This is a genomic window from Enterococcus sp. DIV0167, assembly GCF_050541555.1.
GTDB classification, from domain to species: Bacteria; Bacillota; Bacilli; order Lactobacillales; family Enterococcaceae; genus Enterococcus; species Enterococcus faecalis.
In genome coordinates this window covers 1,827,370-1,853,990 of the sequence record NZ_CP172933.1, presented here as the reverse complement: position 1 = coordinate 1,853,990, position 26,621 = coordinate 1,827,370, and the positions used below count along the sequence as shown (strand labels likewise).

The following is a 26,621-nucleotide window of genomic DNA, read 5'->3' as shown; positions in this document are numbered from 1 at the left end:
GGTTTTGATGAAAGTGGGAGTGAAAGGTGTATGAACGTATCAAATCGAGCACAGCAATTGACTCCTTCTGTTACATTAGCAGCTGCCGCCAAAGCGAAAGCATTAAAAGCAAAAGGTGTAGATGTTTTAAGCTTAACGGTTGGGGAACCAGATTTTGTAACCCCGAAAAATATTCAAAAAGCAGCAATTGCTTCAATTGAGGATGGAAGAGCAAGTTATTACACACCTTCTGGCGGCATTCCTGAATTAAAGCAAGCAATTGTCTCTTATGTGGAACGAGAATATCAACTTCGTTATCAACCCAAGCAAGTTATTGTGACAGATGGTGCCAAATATGCGCTGTATCTATTATTTCAAGCCATTTTGAACGTTGGGGACGAAGTGATTATCCCTGTCCCTTATTGGGTAAGTTATGGTGAACAAGTCAAGTTAGCAGAAGGCAAGCCAGTATTTGTATCAAGCACGCAAGAGCAATCATTTAAAGTGTCAGTCGCACAATTAGAAGCTGTACGAACGGACAAAACAAAAGCAATCATTTTAAATTCACCATCTAACCCAACTGGTGTTATTTATACGGAAGAAGAATTACGCCAAATTGGTGAATGGGCAGTTGCTCATAATATCCTCATTATTGCAGATGATATTTATGGTCGTTTGGTGTACAATGGACATCGGTTCACACCAATTGCAACCATCTCAGAAGCAATTCGTCAACAGACAATCATTATTAATGGTGTTTCCAAAACATATGCAATGACAGGCTGGCGCATTGGTTTTGCAGTCGGTGATGAAAAAATTATTCAAGCAATGACACAACTCGCTTCACAATCCACCAGTAATCCAGTCGCGGTTAGCCAATATGCGGCAATTGAGGCTTTAACAGGTGAACAGTCGACAGTTGAAGACATGCGTCAGGCCTTTGAAAAACGCCTGAATCATATCTATCCAAAAGTAGCAGCTTTGCCAGGTGTTTCGCTAATAAAACCTGAAGGCGCATTTTATCTATTCCCGAATGTCAAAAAAACGTTAGAAATTTGTGGGTATGATAACGTGACTAATTGGGTGGAAGATTTATTACAAGAAGCGCATGTTGCTCTGGTAACAGGAGAAGGCTTTGGTGCACCAGAACATGTGCGGATGAGCTATGCGACAGATTTAATGACGTTAGAAAAAGCGATTGAGCGAATGAACGACTTTATAGAAAAGAAACGAATTCAGCACAACGCCTAAAAGAATAAACTAAGAAATGAACGGAGAGACAAACGTGGAACAAATTCAAATTATTGATTCAAACAAACATGTTGGAGAAACAGTAAAAATTGGCGCTTGGATTGCTAACAAACGCTCAAGCGGAAAAATTGCCTTTTTACAATTACGTGACGGGACAGCCTTTTTCCAAGGTGTCGTGTTCAAACCAAACTTCATTGAAGCCTTTGGTGAAGAAGCTGGTACAGAAAAATTCCAAGAAATTAAACATTTATCACAAGAAACAGCAGTCATGGTTACTGGTGTTATCAAAGAAGATAGCCGTTCTAAATTCGGCTATGAAATGGATATCACTGATTTAGAAGTCGTTGGCGCTTCAGAAGATTACCCAATTACGCCGAAAGAACACGGCACAGATTTCTTAATGGATCATCGTCATTTATGGTTACGTTCAAGCAAACAACATGCAATCATGTTAGTTCGTAACGAAATTATTCGTGCTACTTACGAGTTCTTTAACGAACAAGGATTCATTAAAATTGATAGCCCAATTTTAACAGGCTCAGCACCAGAAGGCACAACAGAATTATTTGAAACAGATTACTTCGGACAACCAGCATTCTTATCACAAACAGGTCAATTATATGCAGAAGCTGGTGCGATGGCATTTGGAAAAGTCTTTACTTTTGGACCAACCTTCCGTGCGGAAAAATCCAAAACTCGTCGTCACTTAACGGAATTCTGGATGATTGAACCAGAAATGGCATACACAACTCATGAAGAATCACTAGATATTCAAGAAGCTTACGTAAAACATTTAATTAAATCAGTATTGAAAAATCAACAATATCCATTGGATGTTTTAGAACGTGATACAGCTTTACTGGAAAAATATGTTTCGGAACCATTCAAACGTATTACTTACGATGATGCGATTGAGTTATTACAAAAAGAAGAAGCAAACAATGATTATGATCACATTGAATGGGGCGAAGACTTTGGTAGCCCACATGAAACCTTTATTTCAAATTACTATGGCGTTCCAACATTCATTTTAAATTATCCAAAAGCAATTAAAGCCTTCTATATGAAACCACATCCAACACGTGAAGATGTTGTAATTTGTGCCGATTTAATTGCGCCAGAAGGTTATGGTGAAATTATCGGTGGTTCAGAGCGTGCAACTGATTATGATTATTTGAAAGAAAAAGTAGCTGAGTTTGGCTTATCTGAAGAAGAATACAGCTGGTATTTAGATTTACGTAAATACGGTTCTGTGCCACATTCCGGCTTCGGGTTAGGTTTAGAACGTGCTGTTACGTTCATTACTGGTAATGAACACATTCGTGAAGCGATTCCGTTCCCACGTATGTTAAACCGTATTTATCCATAGAGAACAAATAAAAAAGAGAACTTCGGCAAAAGCCGAAGTTCTTTTTTTAATTCTGCCATAATTTTTGCATCTGGTCCAAAATATCAATGACTTCTGTCGTGAAAAATAAGGAGCGGTTGGGTTGTGTACCTTTGATTGCTTCAACCATATTGTAGATTTCATAATTCATGGCTTCAGCTGAGTACCCAGAAACGATGGTCTCAACCGTACCGTCATTGTAGTGAACGATTGCTTCATCTGCACGTGGATAATCTGTAATGGTAATATAGGCATCTTCAAAAGCAACAATTCCTTGCTTTGGCATTTTTGCTTGGAATGTTAATGAAATAGTAGCCAACTCATTTTCTTTATTCCGAAGCAATGTCACCGATTGTTCATCAACGCCAGTAGAGAAGGGAACCATGCTAGAAGCTAAAACGTCTGGCTGTGAGCTGAGAAACCAACGAGCAAACGAAACCGCATAAGTACCAATATCTAACAATGCGCCGCCTGCTAAGTCAGGATTAAAAAAGCGATTTTTAGGATCGGGTTCTTTGTAACTTCCAAATGGTGCTTGAATCATTTTTAACTGACCAAATTTGCCAGCATCCATCAAGCGACGTAATTCGTCGTATAGTGGCATGTTAAAAATAGTCATGGCTTCTGCTAAAATAAGGTCATTTTTTTCTGCAACTGCCAAGGCTTGTTTTAATTCTGCTGCGTTCATCGTAATAGCTTTTTCACACAACACATGTTTTCCGGCCTGGAGCGCTTTTAAAATGTGTTCAGCATGTTGTTTATTTGGCACTGCTATATAGACAACATCGATTGTTTCATCTGCTAGCAATTCTTCATAAGAACCATAGGCTTTAGGGATTGAATAATCAGCGGCAAATTGTTCTGCTTTAGACAATGTCCGTGAAGCAACAGCTGCAAGTTGGCTAGTTTCTTGTTTAAACGTTGAAGCAAATTCGTGGGCAATTCCACCTAATCCGACGATGCCCCATTGATATAATTTTTTTGTCAAAAGAAGTCCTCCTAATCTATGCAATTTCTTCAAATCTTCTTCATTATTTATTATACTGTAAACAAGAGAAATTAGAAAACAAGGACAATTTTGTAAATATGATAAAATCCAGAGATAAAAAGATGCTTTTTTTAGAGAATTTCAGTAAAATAGAAAATGGAGGCGAATGATTATGCATCAAGTTTATGTAGATATTATTGTTGACGCAATTATTGAACAGTACCAAACAGAAGAAAATTTTTACTCCGCTTATCAAATTCAAGCAGCCGATTGGCAAGCTTGGAAAGAAGGCCAATTTGGTTTGGACAATGAAGTCATGCAAAAAATTAAGAATTTGTTTACGGATTATGAGTGGATGCTGACTCAAAAAATACTCCGCCAAACCATCTTATTTCCGGAAAAACGTAACCTAGCTGTTTCGGAATATAAACGGTTAAAAACAACAATTGCCAAAAAATGGTTACAATCTGATTTGGGCGTTGTAGAATTGATTCCTAACAATAAACAGGAACAAGAAATTGCTGCTGGTTATATCGATTTGAAAGTGACGCTGGCCTATGGTGAATGGGGTTTTGATGATATTATTACATTCCGGTTACCAGCTACGATTCAACGACAATTGGAAGGTTCAAAAGTTGAATTATTAGATTGGGTCAATGAAAATCTGATGGATACTTACGTAGGTGAATAACGAATAGGAAGGATGGTCTTTTGAAATACACAATTGCTGGGATTTTATCTGTGATTATTATGTTTGGTGCGGTAATTTTTGTCTTTTTTGGCAAAAAGCCAGTTGAAGAATCTGTTCACACATCAACTGAAACAACAGTGAAATCGTCCACTAAAATTTCTGAAAGTAGTACAGTTTCTTCAACTGCTACCACTGAATCAAGTACTGAAATCACGAGCGTAAGCAGTGATGAAAGTTGATAATTTTCTGTGAAAATGATACAATTATTCGGTTATAGTAACAAATGAAATCAATCACGAAAGTGAAAGATAGTGAAACATTTTATCGGAAAATAAAAGATGAAGTGGGGAATTAATGAAGTGAGCAACTATCAGAAAAAAAGAAAAAAGCAGCTGAATTTGCCAAAGTTATTCTTAGGCGTAGTTGTCGTCGGTTTGGCCTTTGTCTTTTCGTTATCTGTCCTTTCTGATTCAGATAAGGGACAAAGCGAGTCAGTCAATCGCCAAAATGAAAACATCTCAAAAGAAGAATTTGTTGCTGAAATCACACCGTATGCACGTGAATTACAAGAATCTTACGGGGTGTTACCAAGTATTATTATGGGGCAAGCAGTTTTAGAATCAAATTTTGGACAAAGTCAATTAGCATCGAAATATAACAATCTTTTTGGGATTAAAGCATATGGCAATCAACCAAAAGTCAATTTAGAAACAAAAGAGTATGTCAATGAGGTCTGGATTACGATTCAGGGTGATTTTCGAGTTTATGACAATTGGGAAGAATCCATGCGAGATCATACCAAGTTATTTGTTGATGGGGTCGATTGGGATCCAAATTTATATGAAAAAGTCTTGTTAGCCAAAAATTATAAAGAGGCTGCACAAGCGCTTCAAGATGCTGGATACGCAACGGATCCTACATACGCTGATAAGATCATTCATGTAATTGAAGAATACAATTTAAATAAATACGACCGTTAAGCATGGAGGAACGATGACAATGAGCGAAAAGTGGATTCCAGAAATTATGACGCCGCTGAAACAAGATATTGTAAAAATGCCAGAGATTATTCGGCAAGCCAGTGGCATTAAAATTTTTGGCCGTAAAATAAAATCAATTATTTTTACGACAGATATTGCGATTATCCGCAATACGGATGCACAGGCAGTGATTGCTGTATATCCTTTTACACCGCATCCAGCGATTACAAAAGGCATTATTGAAGCAGCGGATATTCCTGTCTTTTCAGGAGTCGGCGGCGGTTTAACGCAAGGCATGCGTTCTGCTTATATGAGTTTATTTGCAGAAGCACAAGGCTCAATGGGTGTCGTTTTGAATGGTCCTACACCAATTGAAACAATTAAAATGGTGGATGAAGCAATCGATATTCCTATTATCAGCACAGTAACTTCTATTCATACGCCAATTGATGAAAAACTTGCGGCTGGCGTGGATATGATTAATATCAGTGCAGGAAAAGACACTGCAGCCACTGTACGCTATTTCCGTGGCAAGTATCCAGAATTACCGATTATTGCAACAGGAGGACCAACTGAATCGAGTATTCATGAAACCATTATCGCCGGAGCGAATGCTATTACATATACGCCCCCTAGTAACGGTGAATTATTCAGCAAAAAAATGAAAAAATATCGTGAACAAGAAAAAGCAACCGATGAAGAATAAAAAACGCTTTGGCAGTCTATCCTGCCAAAGCGTTTTTGGCTATTTAATGTTCGCTTTTACGGAACAATGGAAGAATGAACCAATTATTTGAAAATTCTAATGAAAAAAAGTTGTTAAACCATTGAAAGTTAGAGATTTTTGTACTATCCTAGAGAAACATAGAAGCTTGTATAAGGTCAAAATACGGTTGACCGTCTCTACCCAGCACCGTAAATGCTGGTCTATAAGTGAAGAAGAGCGGATAGCCCTTTTTTGCTTTGGCAAAATGGGCTTTTTTCTTTTGTTAGAACACGAATATAAATAGCACTTTGTTTTATTTCGTTCGTTTTTAACGAACCGTCCTTTCCTCAGGATGAGAACAAAGCATCTATCGAAAAATAAGTAAAGGAGTTCATATTGTGAAGGAATTAGTCGAACGTATTAAAAATGATGGCCGTGTATTAGGTGAAGGTGTTTTAAAAGTAGATAGTTTTATTACGCACCAAGTGGATCCAGAATTGATGGAGGCTATGGGTAATCGTTTTGCTGAGGTTTTCGCAGAAGCAGGCATTACCAAAGTAATTACAATTGAAGCATCAGGAATCGCTCCTGCCTTATACGCAGCGCAAAAATTAGGCGTGCCAATGATCTTCGCTCGTAAGGCAAAAAGTTTAACCATGGATGAAGAGCTCTTAACGGCTTCAGTTTATTCATTTACAAAACAAGTGACAAGTCAAATTTCAATTTCAAGAAAATTTTTATCTGATGCTGATAAAGTGTTGATTATTGATGACTTTTTAGCTAACGGACAAGCTGCTAAAGGATTGGTAGAATTATGCCAACAGGCTGGTGCAAAGGTTGAAGGAATTGGTATCGTAATTGAAAAATCATTCCAAGATGGTCGTCAGTTATTAGAAGACATGGGCTTAAATGTAGTCTCTTTAGCACGTATCGCTTCATTAAGTGAAGGAACGGTGACGTTTTTAGAGGAGGATGCATAATCTTGGAAACAAAACAATTGAATACACCACAACAGACGGAAACACCAAATGGGAAAGCCGCCGTTTTAGGATTGCAACATTTATTAGCGATGTATGCTGGAGCAGTTGCGGTACCTTTATTAATCGGAACCGGCTTGAATTTTGATTCGCAACAAATGACGTATTTGATTTCAATCGATATTTTTATGTGCGGCGTTGCGACACTTTTACAATTAACGGTGAATAAGTTTTTTGGGATTGGCTTGCCAGTCGTTTTAGGTTGTGCCATTCAAGCAGTTGCGCCTTTAATCATGATTGGTACGAACAAAGGGGTTGGTGCAATTTACGGTTCAATTATTGCTTCGGGCATTTTTGTCGTTCTTATTGCAGGATTTTTCTCAAAAATTAAGCGTCTATTTCCGCCTTTAGTCACCGGCACAGTCATTACAGTTATTGGTTTGACCTTAATTCCTGTTGCTGTTGAAAAAATGGGTGGCGGCTTAGCAACGGACAAAAGTTTTGGTGATCCTAAAAACTTGCTCCTCGCATTTGTAACAATTGCCTTAATCATTGTTGTGCAAGTTTGGGGACGTGGCTTTATCAAGTCAATTGCCGTGTTAATCGGCCTAGTCGGTGGCACAATTTTAGCTGCGTTTCTGGGATTAGTGGATTTGTCTCCTGTTGGTCAAGCTACGTGGTTTCACTTTCCACAGCCATTTTATTTTGGCAAACCAACGTTTGATCTTTCTTCTATTGTGTTGATGATTATTATTTCAATTGTTAGTATGGTTGAATCAACAGGTGTTTATTTTGCCTTAGGAGACATTACAGGGAAGAAAATTGGCGAAGATGATTTACGTCGTGGGTATCATGCAGAAGGTTTAGCCGTCATTTTAGGGGGGATTTTTAATACGTTTCCTTATACAGGTTTCTCTCAAAATGTCGGGTTAGTTCAATTATCTGGAATCAAAACACGTCGGCCAATCTATTTTTCTGCTTTTTTCTTAATTATTTTAGGCTTATTACCAAAAATTGGTGCGATGGCCCAAATTATCCCAGAGCCAGTTTTAGGCGGCGGAATGCTGGTTATGTTTGGAATGGTGGCTGTCCAAGGAATGCGCATGTTGTCAAAAGTTGACTACTCAAATGACAAAAATTTATTAATTATTGCCATTTCGATTGGCTTTGGTTTAGGCTTTAATATTATGCCAACGCTCTTTAATAAAGTACCAGAAACTGTTAGCATGTTTACTGGTAATGGAATTGTCATGAGCAGCATTACCGCAATTATTTTAAATCTTTTATTCAATGGTTTAAAAGAAACCTCAGAAAGTAAGGAATAGTTTCAAAAAAGTATGATAGATAAGGTCAGGTGGCTTTTCTTTCATACTTTTTTGACCTAATCATCGTTTAGAAAAATTTAATGTTTTCATCAATCTGAAGAGAAAAAGAGAAAAAAGCTTGGTTACAAAGAGACGAGTAGTAAGTTACCGCTGTTTTATCCTAAAGTATGTTAATAAATTCTGATGAGAAAACCTAAGGGAAACACTGCTGGCACTTGAAGTTGAGCCTTTTTCCTTGTATCATGTAAAAAGAGCACTCTTAAAGGCTAGACTGCGACGAGAAACCGCAGAAGGATTTTAAGGATAAAACTGTGATGGAAAGTTGTGATGAACTTGGATAAACCACTATTACCTGGTCAAGTGATTGGTATCATTGGTGGCGGACATTTAGCAAAAATGATGGCCCTTAGTGCAAGAGAAATGGGGTTTCGAGTGGGTGTGCTAGATCCACAAATTGATTGTCCTGCTGCACAAGTTGCCGATTGGCAATTATTAGGAGCATATAATGATCCTGAAGCGTTAGAGAAATTGGCAAAACGTGCCCAAGTGATTACGTATGAATTTGAACATGCAGATGTTGATGCGTTAACAGCGATTCAACATTTAGCGAATATACCACAAGGAACAGACATTTTAGCGATTACGCAAGATCGCTTAATGGAAAAAAGTTTCTTGGAAGATAATAATATTGTGATTGCACCTTATGCAACGATTGTTAGTCCGACTGATATTCAAGAAGCAATTGATGGCATTGGTTATCCGTGTATCTTGAAGAATACGCGAGGGGAAGGTCGTTATGTACTACATAGTACTTCAGACTTAGCGCCATCCATGAATCTTCTGAGAGAAGGAACCTGTGTCTTGGAAGCTTGGATTCCTTACGAAAAAGAATTATCTGTTCTGATTTCTGGTAATGGTCGTGGCGAATTTGCGACATTTCCAGTTGTGGAAACAATTAAAAAAGAGCGTAAGCTACATGAAACGATTGCGCCAGCCCGAATTGATGACGAAGTCAGTGGCGAGTTGCAACGAATTGCTAAGGTGATTGCTAAAGCAGTTGGTTTAGTCGGCACCCTTTCAATTGAAATGTTTTATACAGAAACAGGCGGGATTTATGTAAATAAAATTTTACCTCGTCCAGAAGATGCTGGGAATTTTTCAATAGATGCTTGTTCTTTTAGCCAATATGATACGCATATTCGTGGTTTATGTAATTGGCCAATGCCAACGATTCAACTGTTGTCAGAAGCGGTTACGGTCAATGTGCTTGGGAATGAAGCCTATGAAACGATGGACATTATTAATGAACATCCAGATTGGCATTTCCACTATTATGGCCATAGTGAAGCAAAAGCGCAACGAGCGATGGGGCATATTACTATATTAACCAAAGAAATCGATGAAACACTGGAAGAAATTAAAGAAACAAAGATTTGGTCGTAATTATTTTTCAAAAATTGAGGAGTAAAGAGGGGATAAGGTACAATGATTGATCGTTATACAAGACCCGAAATGGGCGCAATTTGGACAGATGAGAACCGCTACAAGGCATGGCTAGAAGTTGAAATTTTGGCGGATGAAGCTTGGGCAGAACTTGGCGAAATTCCTAAAGAAGATGTACAAAAAATCCGAGAAAATGCATCATTTGATGTTGCACGTATTTTAGAAATTGAAGCAGAAACACGTCATGATGTTGTCGCTTTTACTCGTGCCGTTTCAGAAACGCTTGGTGAAGAGCGAAAATGGGTACACTATGGGTTAACCAGCACAGATGTTGTGGATACTGCCTATGGTTATCTATTGAAACAGGCGAATGATATTTTACGGAAAGATTTACAAACATTTACGGAGATTGTCGGAGCCAAAGCCAAAGAGTATAAACATACGGTCATGATGGGAAGAACGCATGGTGTTCATGCAGAACCGACTACATTTGGTTTGAAATTAGCGTTGTGGTATTCTGAAATGAAACGCAACATTGAACGTTTTGAACATGCAGCCAAAGGTGTCGAAGCAGGTAAAATCAGTGGAGCCGTAGGTACCTTTGCCAATATTTCACCATTTGTTGAAGAATATGTTTGCGAACATTTGGGGATCCGTGCTCAAGAGATTTCGACACAAGTTTTACCACGTGATTTACATGCAGAATATGTTTCTGCCATGGCATTAATTGCGACAAGTATTGAAAAATTTGCAACAGAAATTCGTGGTCTACAAAAATCAGAAACACGTGAAGTAGAAGAATTTTTTGCAAAAGGACAAAAAGGATCTTCGGCAATGCCGCATAAACGGAATCCAATTGGTTCTGAAAATATGACTGGTTTGGCACGTGTGATTCGTGGTCATGTCATTACTGCCTTTGAAAATGTGAGTTTATGGCATGAACGAGATATTTCTCACTCGTCTGCTGAACGGATTATTATTCCCGATACAACGATTTTGCTAAATTACATGTTGAATCGTTTTGGTAATATTGTCAAAAACTTAACGGTCTTCCCAGAAAATATGAAACGTAACATGGATGCGACCTATGGACTAATTTACAGCCAACGTGTCTTGTTAAAATTGATTGACCATGGCATGACACGTGAAGAAGCGTATGATCTGGTCCAACCAAAAACAGCTTACGCATGGGATCATCAAACGGCGTTCCGTCCGTTGCTAGATGCGGATGAAAAAATTACATCTGTCTTATCAAAAGAAGAGCTAGATGATGCCTTTGATTATCATTATCATTTAAAAAATGTTGACACGATTTTTGAACGTGTTGGTTTAGGATAAAAAAGAGCGTTCAGGAAAAAACAGTTTCTTCCTGAGCGCTTTTTTTATTTTCAGAAAAAAAGTTGAAAAGTTATTTAGTAGAAATAAGAAGAAAAAGTATTAATTTTTAGCGAGCAAACGTCAAAAGGTATAATTCATTTATTTACCTTTTGACGTTTGCTCGCTATTTGTTTGGTTTTTCTTTAGATTATAAAGGAGATATTTTCAAAAAAAGATGGAATTTAGGTGTTTTCATAGGTGTAAAGCGCTATCAAACCCTTATAGGATAAGCATATATCATTTTTTAATTATGGGTTTAAAAATTCAAAATTTTTTTTTGTGTATCTTTAGCTATAATGAGTCTATTAACGATAATTATTAAAAGAATGGAGGGAAAGTTGATTGTAATGAAATTGTCACAAGTCCCAAATAAAACGACGGGGAATGGAATAAAAATATTCTGTTATCTCTGTTTTATAGTTAGCTGTTATCTAATCTTTTTACGCTTCGAAGTTGCTTTATCCCAACAACCAGAGCCACAGCCACTGGCGGGTTTCACAGTTGAAAGTGTGATACCAGATAATCAGCTAGATAAGAACCAAACTTATTTTTATTTAGGTGTTCAGCCAAGTAATCAGCAGATTATTCAAGTGAAAATCAGAAGTTTGCAAAAAGAGCCCGTAACTGTCGCTTTAAGTATTCATGATGCAGTGAACGGAACGGAAGGACAGATTGACTATACGCAGACGAGCCCCAAACTAGATTCTAGTTTGACAAATTCCATCACACAAATTGTTCATTTGCAAAATAAGGAAGCTACGGTCACTGTAAAAAACTTTGAAGAAAAAATAGTGAATTATGAAATCAAAATACCCAAAGAGCCATTTTCTGGAGTTAAATTAGGCGCATTACGGTTTATTAAACAATTAGAGGATGAATCATTAACAAGTAATCAGTTTACATCAACCTATGCGTATACTATTTCCGTCATGTTGACAGAAGATAAACAACCATTTGATGAAGGAGCAGAATTGCAACTAAAAAAAGTTGGTACAACGATCAGTGCTGGCCAACCTGTGGTTCAAGTAACATACCAAAATCGGCAACCAAAAGTTATGAAAGAAGCAACAATTACCAATTGGTTAACCAAAAAAGGTCAGACAAAAGAGTTACTAAAAAAAGTACAAGCAGATGTGACAGTGGCACCTAATTCGCTATTAGCTATGGATCTGCCATTGAATGACGTTGTCCTGCCAGCGGGAACTTATACTGTTCACAGCCAAGTAAGCGCTGGTAATCGCGAATGGCAGTGGCGAAAAGATTTTACAATTACACAAACGCAAATAAAACAATGGTCGACGAATACACCTTCAGCAAAAAGGCAACCGTTTTTGTTAGTGGGGAGTAGTGCAATGGTCCTCGTTGTAGTTAGCATTTATTTTTATCTTAAAAAGAGTAGAACTAAATAGTAAAGAAATAAAAAGGAAAAGCAGGTGTTGGTTATGAACAAGAAAATGACTAATCTAATCTGTGTCATATTATTAGGCACGATGATTTTACCAATTAATGGCTTAGCTGAGGGGACTGAGTCAACAACAGTAACGAGTGAAATGCAACAAATTATTGAAGATTCATTACCTAAGCTATCAGAACCGTCCAAGCAAACGATAGAAACAACTGAAACAACCGATTCTTCAATTGAAAAAACTCAAGCAACTGAAGCAACGAAAGAAGTAGAAACTGTTTCCTTTACTTGGTCACAACAAGAATCAGAACGTCAAGTAACTGCCGGAGCGGATTTTTATCTAAAAATAATTAGCAATGCAACCTGGGCGGAAATCCAATTGCCTCAGGAAATTCAATATAATCCCCAAAAGAACCAACAATTGCAGGAGCATAGTTCTTATAATCAAGAACAACATAGCTTGGTTTTAAGAGACTTAGCCCAGTTGGGGGAGAGTTACTTGCTGTTAACGACAACAAAAGCAGGAACCTTTACATTGTCAGTCAAAGATAAAAACCAAGAAACGTTGGCTAATAATTTAGACGTGACGATTGTGAAAGAGCAAGTAGTAGTGCCACAAGAGACCCAGAAGAGTAGTGAGCAGAAGCAAACAAAGGAAAATGAAAAAAGCAACCCTGTCGTTAAGTCTAAAAACATTGCCGCTAAAGCGAATGGGATTACGGTCGGTTTGACTGCACCAGCCACTTATCGTACATATACTGACCCTGCGACAGGAACAGCACCAGATTACTTAACTGTTTCTTTACCAGTTTCCATCAGCCAAGCGGGCCTCACTGGTACTTCGATTGAGCTTCCTTATGGCTTTTATCCAAGTAAAAGTGACCCGATTTTTAAAGACTTTGATAGTACAGCACCGATATTTTCGTTGGTGACACCTAGTACACCTAGTGCTAACTCCATTGTGGCTTCGTATGTAAACGATACGGCCAATAAAAAATTAATTATTCGCTTGAAAGAAACCAAGACAACTTTAGAGACGATTAATTTACGTTTTAAATTTAATAATGTCTATGATGCCAAAATCCCACCTGAACAAATCGTGTGGAATAATCTCCAAGCGAAGGTATTTGATAATACGGGGACACAAATAGCAAGTTCAGCGACAAATAAAGTGTTAAAAACTGATGTGGCTGTTTCTAGTGCTTCATATGTGCTTTCTGGTTACGCAGTTCCTAGTGATGACAATTATTTTGATGGTGATATTGTTATGACAAACTCTTATCGGTTTAATTATTTAGCTAGAGCGAATTTAGACCCTAATTATGAGCATCAAGTGTATGTTGAAATTCCCACGGGAGCTACATTAACGGGAACTTTAGCCAATAAATTATTAAAAACAGGGATCACAAATGCACAAGACCCTAGTGTGCCAGCGGGTTTTACTCGGTACTATCAGAAATTAGTAACTCTCTCACCAAATATTTTAGAAAACCCAGCAACTCGAATTGATTTATCCTATACTAACACAAGGGTTACTTTGAATAAAACGTATGCAGAAGGGAGTACTTTTTCTGTTAATTTTGGAATGAAAGTAAAATTCCTAAATGGGAAAATAAATACGCTTACCACTACGAAAAGTTATGTAAAACGTTCTCGGCCAGATTTTCAATTATCAGGAACAGGCTATCATTCGACTGTTATAGGTTCTACTAACACAGTTAATAACTTAGATAATTTAGCGACAGCTGGAAATTTTTACGCTTTTAGCTCTGGGATATTTAACCGCTCTGCTACTATTAAGAATACTGGCGCTAAACCAATTCAAGGAGTGACATACAAGTTACAAGAATTAACTGCAGGCTCAGCTAAGGGAAACTTTACTAATTTATATATTTTAGGTTTGACTGATGGAGTGAGTGCCCCCGCCTATTATCGCCCTTTGTATCATATTAAAAATGCTGTAACTGGAACGAGTCGTTCTGTTTGGAGCAGTACACCTGCCACGACTGGTAGCTTTAGTCCAGCTTTACCGACTTTAGCAACCAATGAGTATATTTCAACCATTGATATTATTCCTATGGGAACCGATGGCACAACCGCCAATTCGTTACCTCCAGGCAATGGGATGGCACTCCGATATCGAATCAAAAGTTGGCCTAATGGGCGGTGGCCAGATGGGACAGTACTTTCTAAGATGACTAATCCAATCACCTTTGGAGCCACAATGCAGTACCAAGACGCAATGGGGACTCCTACAGAGCTTAAATTAAACAATAATGTAGTATATTATAATAAAGGCGTGGCCTTACGTGTTTCTGCTAGACTTACCAGTGTTAATAGTGAAAATAAACTGCCTGGGGACACGGTTAACTATGAAATACTCGGGAGAAATAGTGGCTACTATACAGATACTTCTTCTGGGGATTGGGAGAATCCCATTATTACAATTAAAGTTCCCAAACAGTTACGTTTAAAAGCGACTACGAAAAAAGATTTTATTGATGAGAGTAATCAAGTGACCTATCCAGCTTCGGTGACCGTTGAAACCTTAGCTACAAATGATACAACTTACAATTATTATCGTTTTAAGACGTCCAGCACGGCTTATAAATCTAAAGTAACGGGAGAGGCTAGTTTTTTTCGGATTCCTTTAGAATTTGTAGTGGATAGTTCAGCTGCTTCTGGAAGCTATCAAATTCCTTATATCGCCTATAGTAGCCCTAAGCCAACTGATTTCTTTCATGGTGTACTTACTCAATTATCCGCTGCAGAGGCTAAAAAAATCGGTGTAGACAACACGAAAGAAAATAGCTACGAGATCAACTCATCTCCTTTTAATGTCGGCTTTTCTGTTGTGGATTCTTCTAAGTTAGACAGCGCTACTAATGCTCGTGGCTCCGCGACGCAAGCTTGGTCAAATACGAATATCTTTGCGGTAGATCGCAAAGGCACCCCGCAAATGCAAACGGTCATTAAAAATTCTGGAAATACAAACTTCAATAACGTTCGCTTGTATAATATTTTACCTTCTTCTAGCGATGGTCGTGGTTCAACAGGCAGCATCGGGTTTACAAACTTGACCAGTAATAATGGGACAGCCAAAACTTACTATACAACTAAGCCTGTCTCACAATTGCCTAGTTATGCTAACAATGATTTGCAAGCGTGGAATGCCACTAAACTAACCAGTTTAGGGTTCACTACAACTAAACCCGCTAATTCAGCTTTAATCACAGCAATCTATGTCGATTTTGGCGCAACGACAATCAAACCAAGTGAGACATTAGATGCGATTATGAGTTTTTTAGTGCCAGATGCAGAGAATCAAAAAGCAATTAACCAATTTCAATATTCTGCTAAAGAAGCTAAGGCAGGAGCCACTTTAACAGCAGTTAGTGATGAAATTACCTTTAGCACAGAGTTTGCTCAAGTAGCCTATGAACAAAATTTACCGAGTATTACAGTTCCTGGAAGTGGAGTGAAAGATTTACCTTCTCCGCAAACAATCCAGTTAGATGTGAATGATGCCGGCAAAATTGTCATTCCAACAGCCAAACCAACGCTTAGTGGTTATACTTTTGTAGAATGGCAAGATGTTGAAACACCAACCAAAAAATATCAACCGGGAGCAACGATTAGCTTTACGTCTACGTCAACTACCACAAAAATAACTCTGAAAGCTATTTGGGAACCAATCTCAGTGAATGTGACTTTTAGTGCCAATGGGGGCTCGGGTGGTACGGCTGCTAAAGCCTATACTTTTGGGACAGTAGTTAATTTAAGCACGGTTGTGAAGCCAACAAGAACAGGCTATATTTTTCAAGGTTGGGCTACAACAGCCAGTGCCACAACACCAGATATTACAACAAACCCTCTCGTTAATTATGCCTCAGCTAAGACCTATTATGCTGTTTGGAAGGGGAACGCTTATACCGTAAAGTTTGATGCGAATGGGGGAACTGGTACTATGCCTAACGCTAGTTTTATTTATGGAACAGGCAAGCCATTACCAGCCAACACCTTTACGAAAGAGAGTAATACGTTCCTTGGTTGGTCAAGGACACGGACAAGTGCAGTTGTCTATACGGATAAACAAATAATTTCGACATTAACTGCTACTAATAATGGGACTGTAACTTTATATGCGAAATGGAGTGGGCAACGACCTGTATTGATGGGGACACCAAGTACGTTTGATTTTGGCAAACAAACGATTTCGCCAACGGCAAAAAGTTATGGACTAAATTCAGCTAGCTATGTAGGAAGTCCCGAATTACAACAAGCTGGTTTTATGTTACGTCTAGAAGATAATCGACCAACTAGCACAGGTTGGAAATTAAACGTTAGTTTATCTGAATTTAAAGATAAAACTGGTAAATCTTTACCACAAGGAGAAGGAATTACCTTAAACTTTGCGGACACTCAGCTTCAAAAAGTTCAATATGCTAATACAGCTGAGGAATCAGTAACGACTGGTTTTACCAATGGACCGATGTTAGGTTCTCAAGCTTTTCGATCGGGTGCAACAGCCCAATCAATAATCACAGCAACTGGAGCACAAGGAAGTGGAACTTGGCAACTATATTTTCCTTTTGAAGAGATAAAATTAACTGTGCCTGCAAATGTAGGAGAAATATCAAAAGTATATCAATCGACAGTAACTTGGTCATTGGACGATGTAGTCTAATCTTAGTATGTTTCACTTGAAAGGAAAGTTAATTGTATTAAGAAAAAATATAAGTTTTACAGTAACATTAAAAAACAAACGTATTGTTAAATACGTTTGTTTTTTTCTATACTTTTTTCTATTTATCCTTTATAATGTAACTAAAATAGTTACATTAGCTATTTAATGCAAACAAAGGAGGAGAAGTATGGATAAACAACAACGAGGCATTCAAGTGATTAGAATTTGGCTAGGGGTGACGATGTTAATTCATGGAGTGATGAAAGTAACGTCATTGGAAGATACTTTAGCGTTTTTTGCTAGTATTGGTTTGCCAAGCCTTTTCGTGTATGGTGTAGCGGCAATTGAATTAATTGGTGGATTATTTATGATTATTGGCTTTTTAATTCCATTGGTATCAGTAGGATTCATAGCAGTTTTAGTCGGAGCTATTTTTTCTTTTGGTTTGGCAAGTGGTTTTAGTGGTTATGAGTACGAATTATTTTTAGCAATAACCAGTTTGGCTATTTTGGTTAGCTATGCCGATAAAAAGTATCTTACGTTAAAACTTTATTTTTAATAAATCAATGTAATAAAGAGTTGGTCAAACTAGTTGTTATTGCGAAAAAAGCCCTAAAACAGTGATATTTAACTGTTTTAGGTTTTTTTTATCAAAAAGGTCAAAAAAGGTCAATTTATTTATTGACCTTTACTGACCAATAAGGTATAATAAATTTATAAGGTTTACGAATACCTTAACTTTTGAAGAAATCCATCAAAAGTCGGATAATAATAATTGTAAAGAATGTTAAAATAAAAAAAGACAAAACAATAAACGGGAGGGATCGTTTATGAATATTGAAAAAATGACAACAACGCTACAAGAGGCGATTGCTGAAGCTCAAAAAGTTGCGGTGACACGGCAACATCAAGAAATTGATATCGCACATTTATGGAAAATTTTTCTTCAACCAAACCATTTTGGGCGTAATTTTTACACAGATGCTGGTTTAGATGTTGACGCATTTGAACGAGAAGTAGATAACGCGTTAGATGAATATCCAAGTGTGGCAGGCGGTAATGTGCAATATGGTCAAAATTTAAGTCAAAATTTGTTCCATTTATTGCAAGAAGCTGATTCACTTCGAGAAGAATTCCAAGATGAATTTTTATCAACCGAAATTGTACTTTTAGCTTTAATGAAATTGAAAAATTATCGTTTAACAAAATATTTAATGCAACAAGGCATTACAGAAAAAGAGTTAAGAAAAAATATTGAAGAGATGAGAGGAGGAGATCGTGTGACTTCTCAAAACCAGGAAGAACAATATAAAGCACTAGAAAAATACGGTGTTGACTTAGTACAACAAGTAAAAGCAGGAAAACAAGATCCAATCATTGGTCGTGACGAAGAAATTCGTGACGTTATTCGGATTTTATCAAGAAAAACTAAAAATAATCCAGTCTTAATTGGTGAACCAGGTGTTGGTAAAACAGCGATTGTTGAAGGATTAGCACAACGAATCGTTCGTAAAGATGTTCCCGAAAACTTAAAAGATAAAACTATTTTTTCTTTAGATATGGGCGCCTTAATTGCGGGAGCAAAATTCCGTGGCGAATTTGAAGAACGGTTAAAAGCTGTTTTAAAAGAAGTGAAAAAAAGTGATGGCAAAATCATTTTATTCATTGATGAAATTCATAATATCGTCGGAGCTGGTAAAACTGAAGGCAGTATGGACGCCGGGAATTTATTAAAACCGATGCTAGCACGTGGTGAATTGCATTTAATCGGTGCCACAACGCTTGATGAATATCGCCAATATATGGAAAAAGATAAAGCCTTAGAACGTCGTTTCCAAAAAGTATTAGTCAAAGAACCAACAGTAGAAGATACCATTTCTATTTTGCGTGGCTTAAAAGAACGATTTGAAATTCACCACGGCGTGAATATTCATGACAATGCTTTAGTTGCTGCCGCTACTTTATCCGATCGCTATATTACTGATCGTTTCTTACCAGATAAAGCGATTGACTTAGTCGATGAAGCAAGCGCAACGATTCGAGTGGAAATGAATTCGATGCCTACAGAGCTCGATCAAGTAACACGTCGGTTAATGCAACTAGAAATTGAAGAAGCGGCCTTGAAAAAAGAATCGGATGATGCAAGTAAAAAACGGTTAGCCAACTTGCAAGAAGAATTAGCAGATTTGCGTGAAGAAGCCAACTCAATGAAAATGCAATGGGAAACGGAAAAAGAAGAAGTTAATGCGGTTTCCAACAAACGTGCAGAGATTGATAAAGCAAAACACGAATTAGAAGATGCTGAAAATAATTATGATTTAGAACGAGCTGCTGTTTTGCGTCATGGAACAATTCCGCAATTAGAACATGAATTGAAAGAATTGGAAGAAAAGAACGCCAAAGATAACGTTAAAATGGTACAAGAATCGGTTACTGAAAACGAAATTGCGCAAGTGGTCGGTCGTTTAACCGGCATTCCTGTGACAAAATTAGTTGAAGGCGAACGAGAAAAATTAATGAAACTGAATGAAACATTACACAAACGTGTGATTGGTCAAGATGAAGCCGTCGATGCTGTTAGTGATGCGGTGATTCGTTCAAGAGCAGGCTTACAAGATCCAAATCGCCCACTTGGTTCGTTCCTTTTCTTAGGACCAACTGGTGTTGGTAAAACAGAACTTGCTAAAGCTTTAGCTGAAGATTTGTTTGATTCTGAAGATCATATGGTACGGATTGACATGAGTGAATACATGGAAAAACATGCCGTGTCTCGTTTGGTTGGGGCCCCTCCAGGCTATATTGGTTATGAAGAAGGTGGTCAGTTAACAGAAGCTGTTCGTCGAAATCCATATACAATTGTTTTATTAGACGAAATTGAAAAAGCGCACCCAGATGTCTTTAATATCTTATTACAAGTTTTAGATGATGGTCGTTTGACAGATTCTAAAGGTCGGGTCGTTGATTTTAAAAATACGGTTTTAATTATGACAAGTAACATCGGCTCTCAGCTTTTATTGGAAGGTGTGACACCTGAAGGAACAATTCCAGAAGAAGTTGAAAATCAAGTCATGAATATTCTAAAAGGACACTTTAAACCAGAGTTCTTAAACAGAATTGATGATACTATTTTATTTACACCATTAAGCTTGGATAATGTGAAAGGAATCATTGGTAAAATGACCGCACAACTTGCTCATCGTTTAGAGCAACAAGAAATTGTGTTGGAAATCACTGATGAAGCTAAAACGTGGATTGCTGAAAATGGGTATGAGCCAGCTTATGGAGCTCGTCCGTTAAAACGTTTCATTACTCGCGAAGTCGAAACACCATTAGCAAAAGAAATTGTTTCTGGTCGAGTAATGCCAAAAACAAAAGTCACGATTAGTCTATTAGACAATCAATTAGTTTTTGAAAATGAACCGATAGAAGAAGTATAAAAAAAGAACGAGCGAATTCGCTCGTTCTTTTTTTACTGAAGTTTATACGTGTTATTTTCTACTTTAGTTAAATTATTACGTTGAATGTATTCCAAGATTTTAGGATCATCTTTCACTACAACTAAGTAATCCTTACCTTTAATTTTATCATTAAAAGTAGAAGAATCATTTAAATCATAAATTACAGAAGAATTTTTATTAAATAATTTATATCGTAAAAAGAAACCTGAGTAACCAGCATCATTTTTGCTGGCTGGTGAATAGACAGCATATGAATGTGAAGTGTCTCTGTCTTTTAAAGCATTTTTTGAATTAGGTAAGGCTTGCTCTATTTGTTCGCGTAAGCTATTTGGATAACGATTACTTAAAAAGATTGATGAGTAATCAGAAATTCGAACAAATATAACACAGGAGAACAATAGCGTTAATGATAACAAGGAAGTCATGATAATTTTATAATTGTCTGTTTTAGCTATATAACACAGCAGTTGCACAATAATAAAAGCAATTAGAAAGTTAAAAATACTTCCAGCGTAACGATCAAAACTTCCTAAGTTTAAAGCTTCTGGAGTCGGCATAGAAAGAAGATACATCGCCCACAAAATACACATATAACCTAAAAATAAAACCAAACTACTGATAATTTGTAGCTTTAATGTTTTAATCGGAATAGCAGTTTTTTTATTAAGATAGAAGGCAATCCCTAGTGCAATTATAATGAAAAGTAACAATTCGTATAGAAAATTTGAGCTTGTAAAGGAGAACATTCTAAGTAAAAACCGTTTGCTTATTTCAACAATATCTGAAAAACTTTTTTCTGAAAATATTTTTTTATAGTAAGCAATACTCATATCATGCTTCCCAGACATTCCATCTGGATATACATATTTTGTATGGCGTAGCCAAAGAAAAAAAGAAATCCATGGCGTTAGTAAGAGTAATAAAAATTGGAACAGTTCTTTTTTTGTACAACGCTCTTTCCCTAAGACATAGCAATTCCAAAAACTTATTAGTAAAAATATAGTATTTAATCCAATGAAAATAACTCCGCTATTTTTCACTAGTAAAAGGCTAATCATTAACGGACTTGACAGGATTAAGCCGCGTTTGAAATCATGATAGTAATAAAAAATAATATTCATGGTTGCTGTTCCCAAAAGCAGCAATAGATTGTCTACCAAAAGATCCATTAGAGAAGTTGGGCCTTTAAACAAGTAAAATGAAAAAACAGCCAAAAAGAATACTAGTAGTTTTTTAACATTTTTATTTTGTTTTTGCGAAAAGCTGGTAGAAAAAATATTTTTCCAATTAAAGATGGTCGTTATGGAAGCTAAAATTAATAATATTTGTGCAAAAATAGCATTGCTTTCTGTGACGCCAACTAATTTAATAAAATAATAAATAAAAACAGCCGATCCTGGTGGATAAGAAGTAAACATTATGACATCCGTTTTAAAATTAGGAAAACTATTTGTCAGAGACATTGATTTAACAATTAAAGCCCAATGTGAAAAATTATCGTAATGTATGAATAGTCTGTTTCGACTAACAAGAAAGAAAATAAAACTAAATAACAGGAAAAAAAGTATACCTGGTGATAATAGATCTTTTAAAGATCGCCGAATACTTTTATTTTTCCAAAAATCAAATAACAATAAGAATATACCACTGAAAATAATAATAAGTATCATGACTTTTAGAATGTTAAGAAGACCGCCTAAAAACATAGCTACAATTATTGAAGAGAAAATAATAATAGGAATAAAGTCACGTGGCACTTCTTTTTTTCTTAGATATATGCCGTAACCGACAAAGCTTAAAATAAAAGCAGTTATACCAATAATAAAACGAAACATGTATAAACCCCCAAATGTAAAATGTAAAATCATAACTATTATAGCTTAAAATATCCTTTATACATAGACAATTAGTTTAAAATAATATTTTTGTCTCTTAATTTAAGTTTTGAAAATAAGAAATAAAAAAGTAAGGATTAGAAAGAAAAAAACTCAAAAGTTAGACTAACTTTTGAGTTTTTTCTTTTGCCCTATATATAATATATACTTTTACAATCGTTGCTTAATTTCTTCCAACAAGTCCTCTTCTGAAGAAACAACCCGACCATTCAATTTAATCAAACCAACTGTATAAAGGTTTAAATAATGGAATTGATTTTCAGCGACTTCGTTCAAAGCATCAAGCTTTTGGTGATTATCAGCACCTTGTTGGCGGCTGTCTGTGTAAAGGGCAACCACCGGGATTCCTTTGGCATAAGCAACACCAATTTCGGAAGCTACGCCCGCATCAATGGTTGGTCCGTCTAATAAAGCAACCAATAAGTCGCTAGCAAGGACGTTTTCTGTATCTGCTAAGGCAATCATTTTACTATCGGCATAAGCAGATTTGTCGTTAATCGCCGCATTTTCTTGTGGTAAATAAAGATCGATTGTTTTATCCAATTGTCGAATTTGTTCGACTAAATAGGCATTATAACGTAAGTCAGCTTGCGAAAATAAAGGTCCTGCAAAATAAATTTTTGTCATTTGTCTGTCTCCAATCCAAGGGTTTAGAAATAATCACTGAAATAAGCTTCTTGGTCAGGAAAAATCCGTTCCAAAGAATTTAAAGTTTCTTTATCTGTATCAATGCGCTCAATTCGATGTAAGTACGAAGGGCGTCGGTAATTCATGACTAAACAAGTTAGTGTTTGAATATCTAAGTGAACGGCGGTACCTAAAGGTTCATCCGTAATGGTTACTTGATCATTTTCATCCCAAATTAAGCCAAAAATACCATTATTCCACTCAGCAACAGGATCTTTAACGACAAAATGGAAGGGCTTAGCTGTACTTTCAAAAGGAAAATTTTCTAAAAAGGCTTTGACATCAACAATTCGAGCCATATAATAGGGCTCAATGCTTTCTTTAATTTGGCTGTCTTCTAAAAGAAAGGCTAGTGGTTCATTTTTATAGATATCGCCCTTGACCCAATAAACCATCGAAAAATGCGCAGTAATAAAATTCCACAAGCCATTTCGGGCTTCTTGGTTCAAGTAAAACATTTCCTTAATATGAAATACCTCATCGGCCACCCAATAGAAAAGTACTCCTAAAGGTTCTTGATTGGCACCATAATAGACAGCAGCAGTCCGTTCTTCCTCGTTTTCGAAACGCCAATATTCTTCCCAGTTGAAGGCACTACGAATGAGCGCGCCGTGATTTTGACGAGCGAATCGCGCATAGACATCAAAGACGTCTGGGTGATCGACAGCTAACCGTTCAATCATTCCTGGAACAGGAACGGTTTTTGGTAATTGCGTATCCCGAATTTTAAAAGATAACTTGTCGGACATGATTTCCCAACCTTTACGTCGATAATAAGGAATGTTGTAAGGGAAAAGATAAGAAATCCACTGTTTATCTTGGCGCATTTCTTCTAATGCTGTTTGAATCAAGTCTTTCATTAAACCGTGGTTGGCATATTCAGGATAGGTACCGACACCAGTAACGCCGCCCATTTTATACAAAGCACCATGGATATTGACTTCGCATGGATAGATAGCAATTTGTGAAATTAATTGATTTTCGTGAAACCAGCCAAATACTTTTGAAAGTTCTAAAATCGGTTGTTTTGATTTGATAAATGCGCGTTTGTTTTCAAAACCACTTTCTTCAATATCCGCTTCAGTTACTTGAAAAACATAGGAAAGAAGTTCATTAAATTGATCAATGTGTTCTTCCTCAACAGGCTTTAAGGTCAGTTGCTTTCGAAATTCTTGTTCATCCATTTTTCCATCTCCAATAAATTTACTGTTTTTAGTATACCAAATTTTTCGAAACTCTGTTAGCCTTTCGAAACCAAAAGAATAAAAGGGAAGTGCTTTAAATCTTCTTCAAAAATTGGTATAATGAAAAGTGCTGATTATCCTAGACCTTTAAACATGATAATTTGATAAAAAAGGCAACTAAAATATAACAATTGATTGATGAAGCTAGCAGGGAGCTAGCTTTTCTTAAAAGAAATGAGGCAAAAAATGAACAATAAAGAAATGAAAGCAAGACAAGAGAAAATTCGTAATTTCTCGATCATTGCCCACATTGACCATGGGAAGTCAACTTTAGCCGACCGGATTTTGGAAAAAACAAATACAGTTAGCAGTCGAGAAATGCAAGATCAATTACTTGATTCAATGGATTTAGAGAGAGAACGCGGCATTACCATCAAATTAAACGCAATTGAATTAAACTATACAGCCAAAGATGGTGAAACCTATACTTTCCATTTGATTGACACACCAGGGCACGTCGATTTCACCTATGAAGTTTCTCGTAGCTTGGCAGCTTGTGAGGGGGCTGTTCTAGTTGTTGATGCGGCGCAAGGAATTGAAGCGCAAACGCTAGCAAATGTCTATTTGGCATTGGATAATGACTTAGAAATTTTACCTGTTATTAATAAAATTGATTTACCCGCCGCTGATCCAGAGCGTGTTCGGACAGAGATTGAAGACGTAATTGGAATTGATGCATCGGAAGCTGTTTTAGCAAGTGCAAAAGCAGGGATTGGGATTGAAGATATTTTAGAACAAGTGGTGGAGTATGTACCAGCTCCATCAGGCGATATTGAGGCTCCTTTAAAGGCTTTGATTTTTGACTCTATTTACGATAGTTATCGGGGGGTCGTTTTAAACATCCGTGTAATTGACGGTGTCGTTCGTCCTGGGGATAAAATCCAAATGATGAGTAATGGTAAAACGTTTGATGTAACAGAAGTCGGCGTTTTTTCACCGAAACCAATTGCTCGTGATTATTTAATGGTTGGTGATGTGGGTTATATCACCGCTAGCATTAAAACGGTTCAAGATACACGGGTCGGGGATACAGTGACTTTGGCCGACAATCCAGCAGCAGAAGCACTACCAGGCTACCGCAAAATGAATCCAATGGTTTATTGTGGCTTATATCCAATTGATACGTCGCGCTACAATGATTTACGGGAAGCATTAGAAAAATTACAATTAAATGATGCGGCGTTACAATTTGAACCGGAAACATCGCAAGCTTTAGGATTTGGTTTCCGTTGTGGTTTCTTAGGTTTGCTGCACATGGATGTTGTTCAGGAACGTTTGGAACGAGAATTTAATTTAGAGTTAATTACAACAGCACCGTCCGTAATTTATCATGTTAATAAAACAGACGGAACAACCGTTGTTGTTGACAACCCAGCTGAATTTCCAGAACCAGTAACGATTGAATCTGTGGAAGAACCTTATGTTAAAGCGCAAATCATGGTGCCAAACGATTATGTAGGAGCAGTAATGGAATTATCACAACGTAAACGTGGCGAATTCATTACAATGGATTACTTAGACGATTATCGTGTAAACGTAGTTTATGAAATTCCGTTATCTGAAATCGTGTTTGACTTTTTCGATAAATTGAAATCAAGTACAAAAGGCTATGCATCCTTAGATTACGAAATGGCTGGCTATCGTACTAGCCGCCTAGTGAAAATGGATATTCTATTAAATGCTGAAAAAGTGGATGCGTTAAGCTTTATTGTTCACCGAGATTTCGCATTTGAGCGTGGTAAAGCGATTGTTGAGAAACTGAAAAAACTAATTCCACGTCAACAGTTTGAAGTCCCAGTTCAAGCGGCGATTGGTCAAAAAATTGTGGCTCGTTCAGATATTAAAGCCTTACGCAAAAACGTACTGGCTAAATGCTATGGTGGCGATGTTTCTCGTAAACGTAAATTGTTAGAGAAACAAAAAGAAGGGAAGAAACGGATGAAACAAATTGGATCCGTGGAAGTTCCTCAAGAAGCCTTTATGGCGGTTCTGAAAATGGATGAAGATGATCAGAAAAAATAACTTATTAAAAAAGTACCTCAGTCTGAGCTGAGGTGCTTTTTTTGAAAATATAAATTAAAGTAAACTACATTTTAAAATAAAACACGCAAAATTGCGTGCTTTTTTATATTGTGATAGAA

The 26,621-nt window shown here is 36.9% G+C and carries 19 protein-coding genes and 1 riboswitch; of the genes, 15 read left to right on the top strand and 4 right to left on the bottom strand.

Annotated elements, in window-relative coordinates:
* Positions 1-30 precede the first annotated feature (30 nt).
* Both IGM09_RS08870 and asnS read left to right on the top strand, forming a co-directional pair.
* Positions 31-1,230, top strand: coding sequence for a pyridoxal phosphate-dependent aminotransferase (locus IGM09_RS08870; RefSeq protein ID WP_002359774.1), 1,200 nt, complete (start codon positions 31-33; stop codon positions 1,228-1,230).
* Positions 1,231-1,246: 16 nt separating this feature from the next.
* Positions 1,247-2,599, top strand: coding sequence for an asparagine--tRNA ligase (gene asnS / locus IGM09_RS08865; protein WP_002376912.1), 1,353 nt, complete (start codon positions 1,247-1,249; stop codon positions 2,597-2,599).
* A gap of 46 nt (positions 2,600-2,645) precedes the next feature.
* Here the strand turns inward: asnS and IGM09_RS08860 are convergent, their stop codons facing one another.
* Complete coding sequence (locus tag IGM09_RS08860) at positions 2,646-3,605, bottom strand: Gfo/Idh/MocA family protein (RefSeq protein ID WP_002382786.1); 960 nt, start codon at positions 3,603-3,605, stop codon at positions 2,646-2,648.
* 166 nt (positions 3,606-3,771) lie between these two features.
* Here IGM09_RS08860 and IGM09_RS08855 point away from each other — a divergent pair, with 166 nt between their 5' ends.
* The 12 genes from IGM09_RS08855 (at position 3,772) to clpB (ending at position 20,633) form a co-directional block, all read left to right on the top strand.
* Complete coding sequence (locus IGM09_RS08855; RefSeq protein WP_002382789.1) at positions 3,772-4,296, top strand: hypothetical protein; 525 nt, start codon at positions 3,772-3,774, stop codon at positions 4,294-4,296.
* A gap of 59 nt (positions 4,297-4,355) precedes the next feature.
* Positions 4,356-4,535 (top strand): hypothetical protein, encoded by a 180-nt coding sequence (locus tag IGM09_RS08850; protein WP_002384259.1) that lies wholly within the window; start codon positions 4,356-4,358, stop codon positions 4,533-4,535.
* A 99-nt stretch (positions 4,536-4,634) separates the two neighbouring features.
* Positions 4,635-5,276 carry a glycoside hydrolase family 73 protein gene (locus IGM09_RS08845; protein WP_002366997.1) on the top strand — a complete coding sequence of 214 codons (642 nt, stop codon included), beginning with the start codon at positions 4,635-4,637 and terminating at the stop codon, positions 5,274-5,276.
* 19 nt (positions 5,277-5,295) lie between these two features.
* Entirely contained in the window at positions 5,296-5,982 is a 687-nt protein-coding gene (locus tag IGM09_RS08840; protein WP_002356802.1) for a hydrolase, read from the top strand.
* Positions 5,983-6,128: 146 nt separating this feature from the next.
* Positions 6,129-6,226: riboswitch (purine riboswitch) on the top strand.
* A 154-nt stretch (positions 6,227-6,380) separates the two neighbouring features.
* Positions 6,381-6,962, top strand: a complete 582-nt coding sequence (locus tag IGM09_RS08835) for a xanthine phosphoribosyltransferase (protein ID WP_002356804.1) — start codon at positions 6,381-6,383, stop codon at positions 6,960-6,962.
* A gap of 2 nt (positions 6,963-6,964) precedes the next feature.
* Positions 6,965-8,284 carry a nucleobase:cation symporter-2 family protein gene (locus tag IGM09_RS08830; RefSeq protein ID WP_033625069.1) on the top strand — a complete coding sequence of 440 codons (1,320 nt, stop codon included), beginning with the start codon at positions 6,965-6,967 and terminating at the stop codon, positions 8,282-8,284.
* A gap of 327 nt (positions 8,285-8,611) precedes the next feature.
* Entirely contained in the window at positions 8,612-9,727 is a 1,116-nt protein-coding gene (gene purK, locus IGM09_RS08825) for a 5-(carboxyamino)imidazole ribonucleotide synthase (RefSeq protein WP_002382795.1), read from the top strand.
* Positions 9,728-9,769: 42 nt separating this feature from the next.
* Positions 9,770-11,065: an adenylosuccinate lyase gene (gene purB / locus IGM09_RS08820; RefSeq protein WP_002356808.1), complete on the top strand. Its 1,296-nt coding sequence runs from the start codon at positions 9,770-9,772 to the stop codon at positions 11,063-11,065.
* A gap of 386 nt (positions 11,066-11,451) precedes the next feature.
* On the top strand, positions 11,452-12,513 hold the full coding sequence (locus IGM09_RS08815; protein WP_029677175.1) for a DUF916 and DUF3324 domain-containing protein: 1,062 nt from the start codon (positions 11,452-11,454) through the stop codon (positions 12,511-12,513).
* A gap of 33 nt (positions 12,514-12,546) precedes the next feature.
* A complete protein-coding gene (locus IGM09_RS08810) occupies positions 12,547-17,196 on the top strand; it encodes a WxL domain-containing protein (RefSeq protein ID WP_085443017.1) in 4,650 nt (1,549 codons plus the stop codon).
* 187 nt (positions 17,197-17,383) lie between these two features.
* Positions 17,384-17,755: a DoxX family protein gene (locus tag IGM09_RS08805; protein ID WP_002359784.1), complete on the top strand. Its 372-nt coding sequence runs from the start codon at positions 17,384-17,386 to the stop codon at positions 17,753-17,755.
* Positions 17,756-18,026: 271 nt separating this feature from the next.
* Entirely contained in the window at positions 18,027-20,633 is a 2,607-nt protein-coding gene (gene clpB / locus IGM09_RS08800) for an ATP-dependent chaperone ClpB (protein ID WP_002362158.1), read from the top strand.
* Between the two features lie 32 nt (positions 20,634-20,665).
* On the opposite strand, the gene IGM09_RS08795 is transcribed toward clpB, so the two are convergent.
* The 3 genes from IGM09_RS08795 to IGM09_RS08785 form a co-directional block, all read right to left on the bottom strand.
* A complete protein-coding gene (locus IGM09_RS08795; protein ID WP_229208082.1) occupies positions 20,666-22,489 on the bottom strand; it encodes a hypothetical protein in 1,824 nt (607 codons plus the stop codon).
* Positions 22,490-22,699: 210 nt separating this feature from the next.
* Positions 22,700-23,176 (bottom strand): nucleoside 2-deoxyribosyltransferase, encoded by a 477-nt coding sequence (locus IGM09_RS08790; RefSeq protein WP_010713229.1) that lies wholly within the window; start codon positions 23,174-23,176, stop codon positions 22,700-22,702.
* A 23-nt stretch (positions 23,177-23,199) separates the two neighbouring features.
* Entirely contained in the window at positions 23,200-24,420 is a 1,221-nt protein-coding gene (locus IGM09_RS08785) for a GNAT family N-acetyltransferase (protein WP_002356813.1), read from the bottom strand.
* A gap of 246 nt (positions 24,421-24,666) precedes the next feature.
* On the opposite strand from IGM09_RS08785, the gene lepA reads away from it, so the two are divergent.
* Complete coding sequence (gene lepA / locus IGM09_RS08780; RefSeq protein ID WP_002362155.1) at positions 24,667-26,502, top strand: translation elongation factor 4; 1,836 nt, start codon at positions 24,667-24,669, stop codon at positions 26,500-26,502.
* Positions 26,503-26,621: the final 119 nt, after the last annotated feature.

What these genes read in the sequence shown, in the direction of transcription:
- IGM09_RS08855 (WP_002382789.1), top strand. Translation starts at nt 3,772, where the DNA reads ATGATTATGCATCAAGTTTATGTAGATATTATTGTTGACGCAATTATT.
- purK (WP_002382795.1), top strand. Translation starts at nt 8,612, where the DNA reads ATGAACTTGGATAAACCACTATTACCTGGTCAAGTGATTGGTATCATT.
- lepA (WP_002362155.1), top strand. Translation starts at nt 24,667, where the DNA reads ATGAACAATAAAGAAATGAAAGCAAGACAAGAGAAAATTCGTAATTTC.
- IGM09_RS08845 (WP_002366997.1), top strand. Translation starts at nt 4,635, where the DNA reads ATGAAGTGGGGAATTAATGAAGTGAGCAACTATCAGAAAAAAAGAAAA.
- clpB (WP_002362158.1), top strand. Translation starts at nt 18,027, where the DNA reads ATGAATATTGAAAAAATGACAACAACGCTACAAGAGGCGATTGCTGAA.
- IGM09_RS08840 (WP_002356802.1), top strand. Translation starts at nt 5,296, where the DNA reads ATGAGCGAAAAGTGGATTCCAGAAATTATGACGCCGCTGAAACAAGAT.
- IGM09_RS08790 (WP_010713229.1), bottom strand. Translation starts at nt 23,176, where the DNA reads ATGACAAAAATTTATTTTGCAGGACCTTTATTTTCGCAAGCTGACTTA.
- IGM09_RS08805 (WP_002359784.1), top strand. Translation starts at nt 17,384, where the DNA reads ATGGATAAACAACAACGAGGCATTCAAGTGATTAGAATTTGGCTAGGG.
- purB (WP_002356808.1), top strand. Translation starts at nt 9,770, where the DNA reads ATGATTGATCGTTATACAAGACCCGAAATGGGCGCAATTTGGACAGAT.
- IGM09_RS08810 (WP_085443017.1), top strand. Translation starts at nt 12,547, where the DNA reads ATGAACAAGAAAATGACTAATCTAATCTGTGTCATATTATTAGGCACG.
- IGM09_RS08850 (WP_002384259.1), top strand. Translation starts at nt 4,356, where the DNA reads ATGTTTGGTGCGGTAATTTTTGTCTTTTTTGGCAAAAAGCCAGTTGAA.
- IGM09_RS08870 (WP_002359774.1), top strand. Translation starts at nt 31, where the DNA reads ATGAACGTATCAAATCGAGCACAGCAATTGACTCCTTCTGTTACATTA.
- IGM09_RS08795 (WP_229208082.1), bottom strand. Translation starts at nt 22,489, where the DNA reads ATGTTTCGTTTTATTATTGGTATAACTGCTTTTATTTTAAGCTTTGTC.
- asnS (WP_002376912.1), top strand. Translation starts at nt 1,247, where the DNA reads ATGAACGGAGAGACAAACGTGGAACAAATTCAAATTATTGATTCAAAC.
- IGM09_RS08815 (WP_029677175.1), top strand. Translation starts at nt 11,452, where the DNA reads ATGAAATTGTCACAAGTCCCAAATAAAACGACGGGGAATGGAATAAAA.
- IGM09_RS08785 (WP_002356813.1), bottom strand. Translation starts at nt 24,420, where the DNA reads ATGGATGAACAAGAATTTCGAAAGCAACTGACCTTAAAGCCTGTTGAG.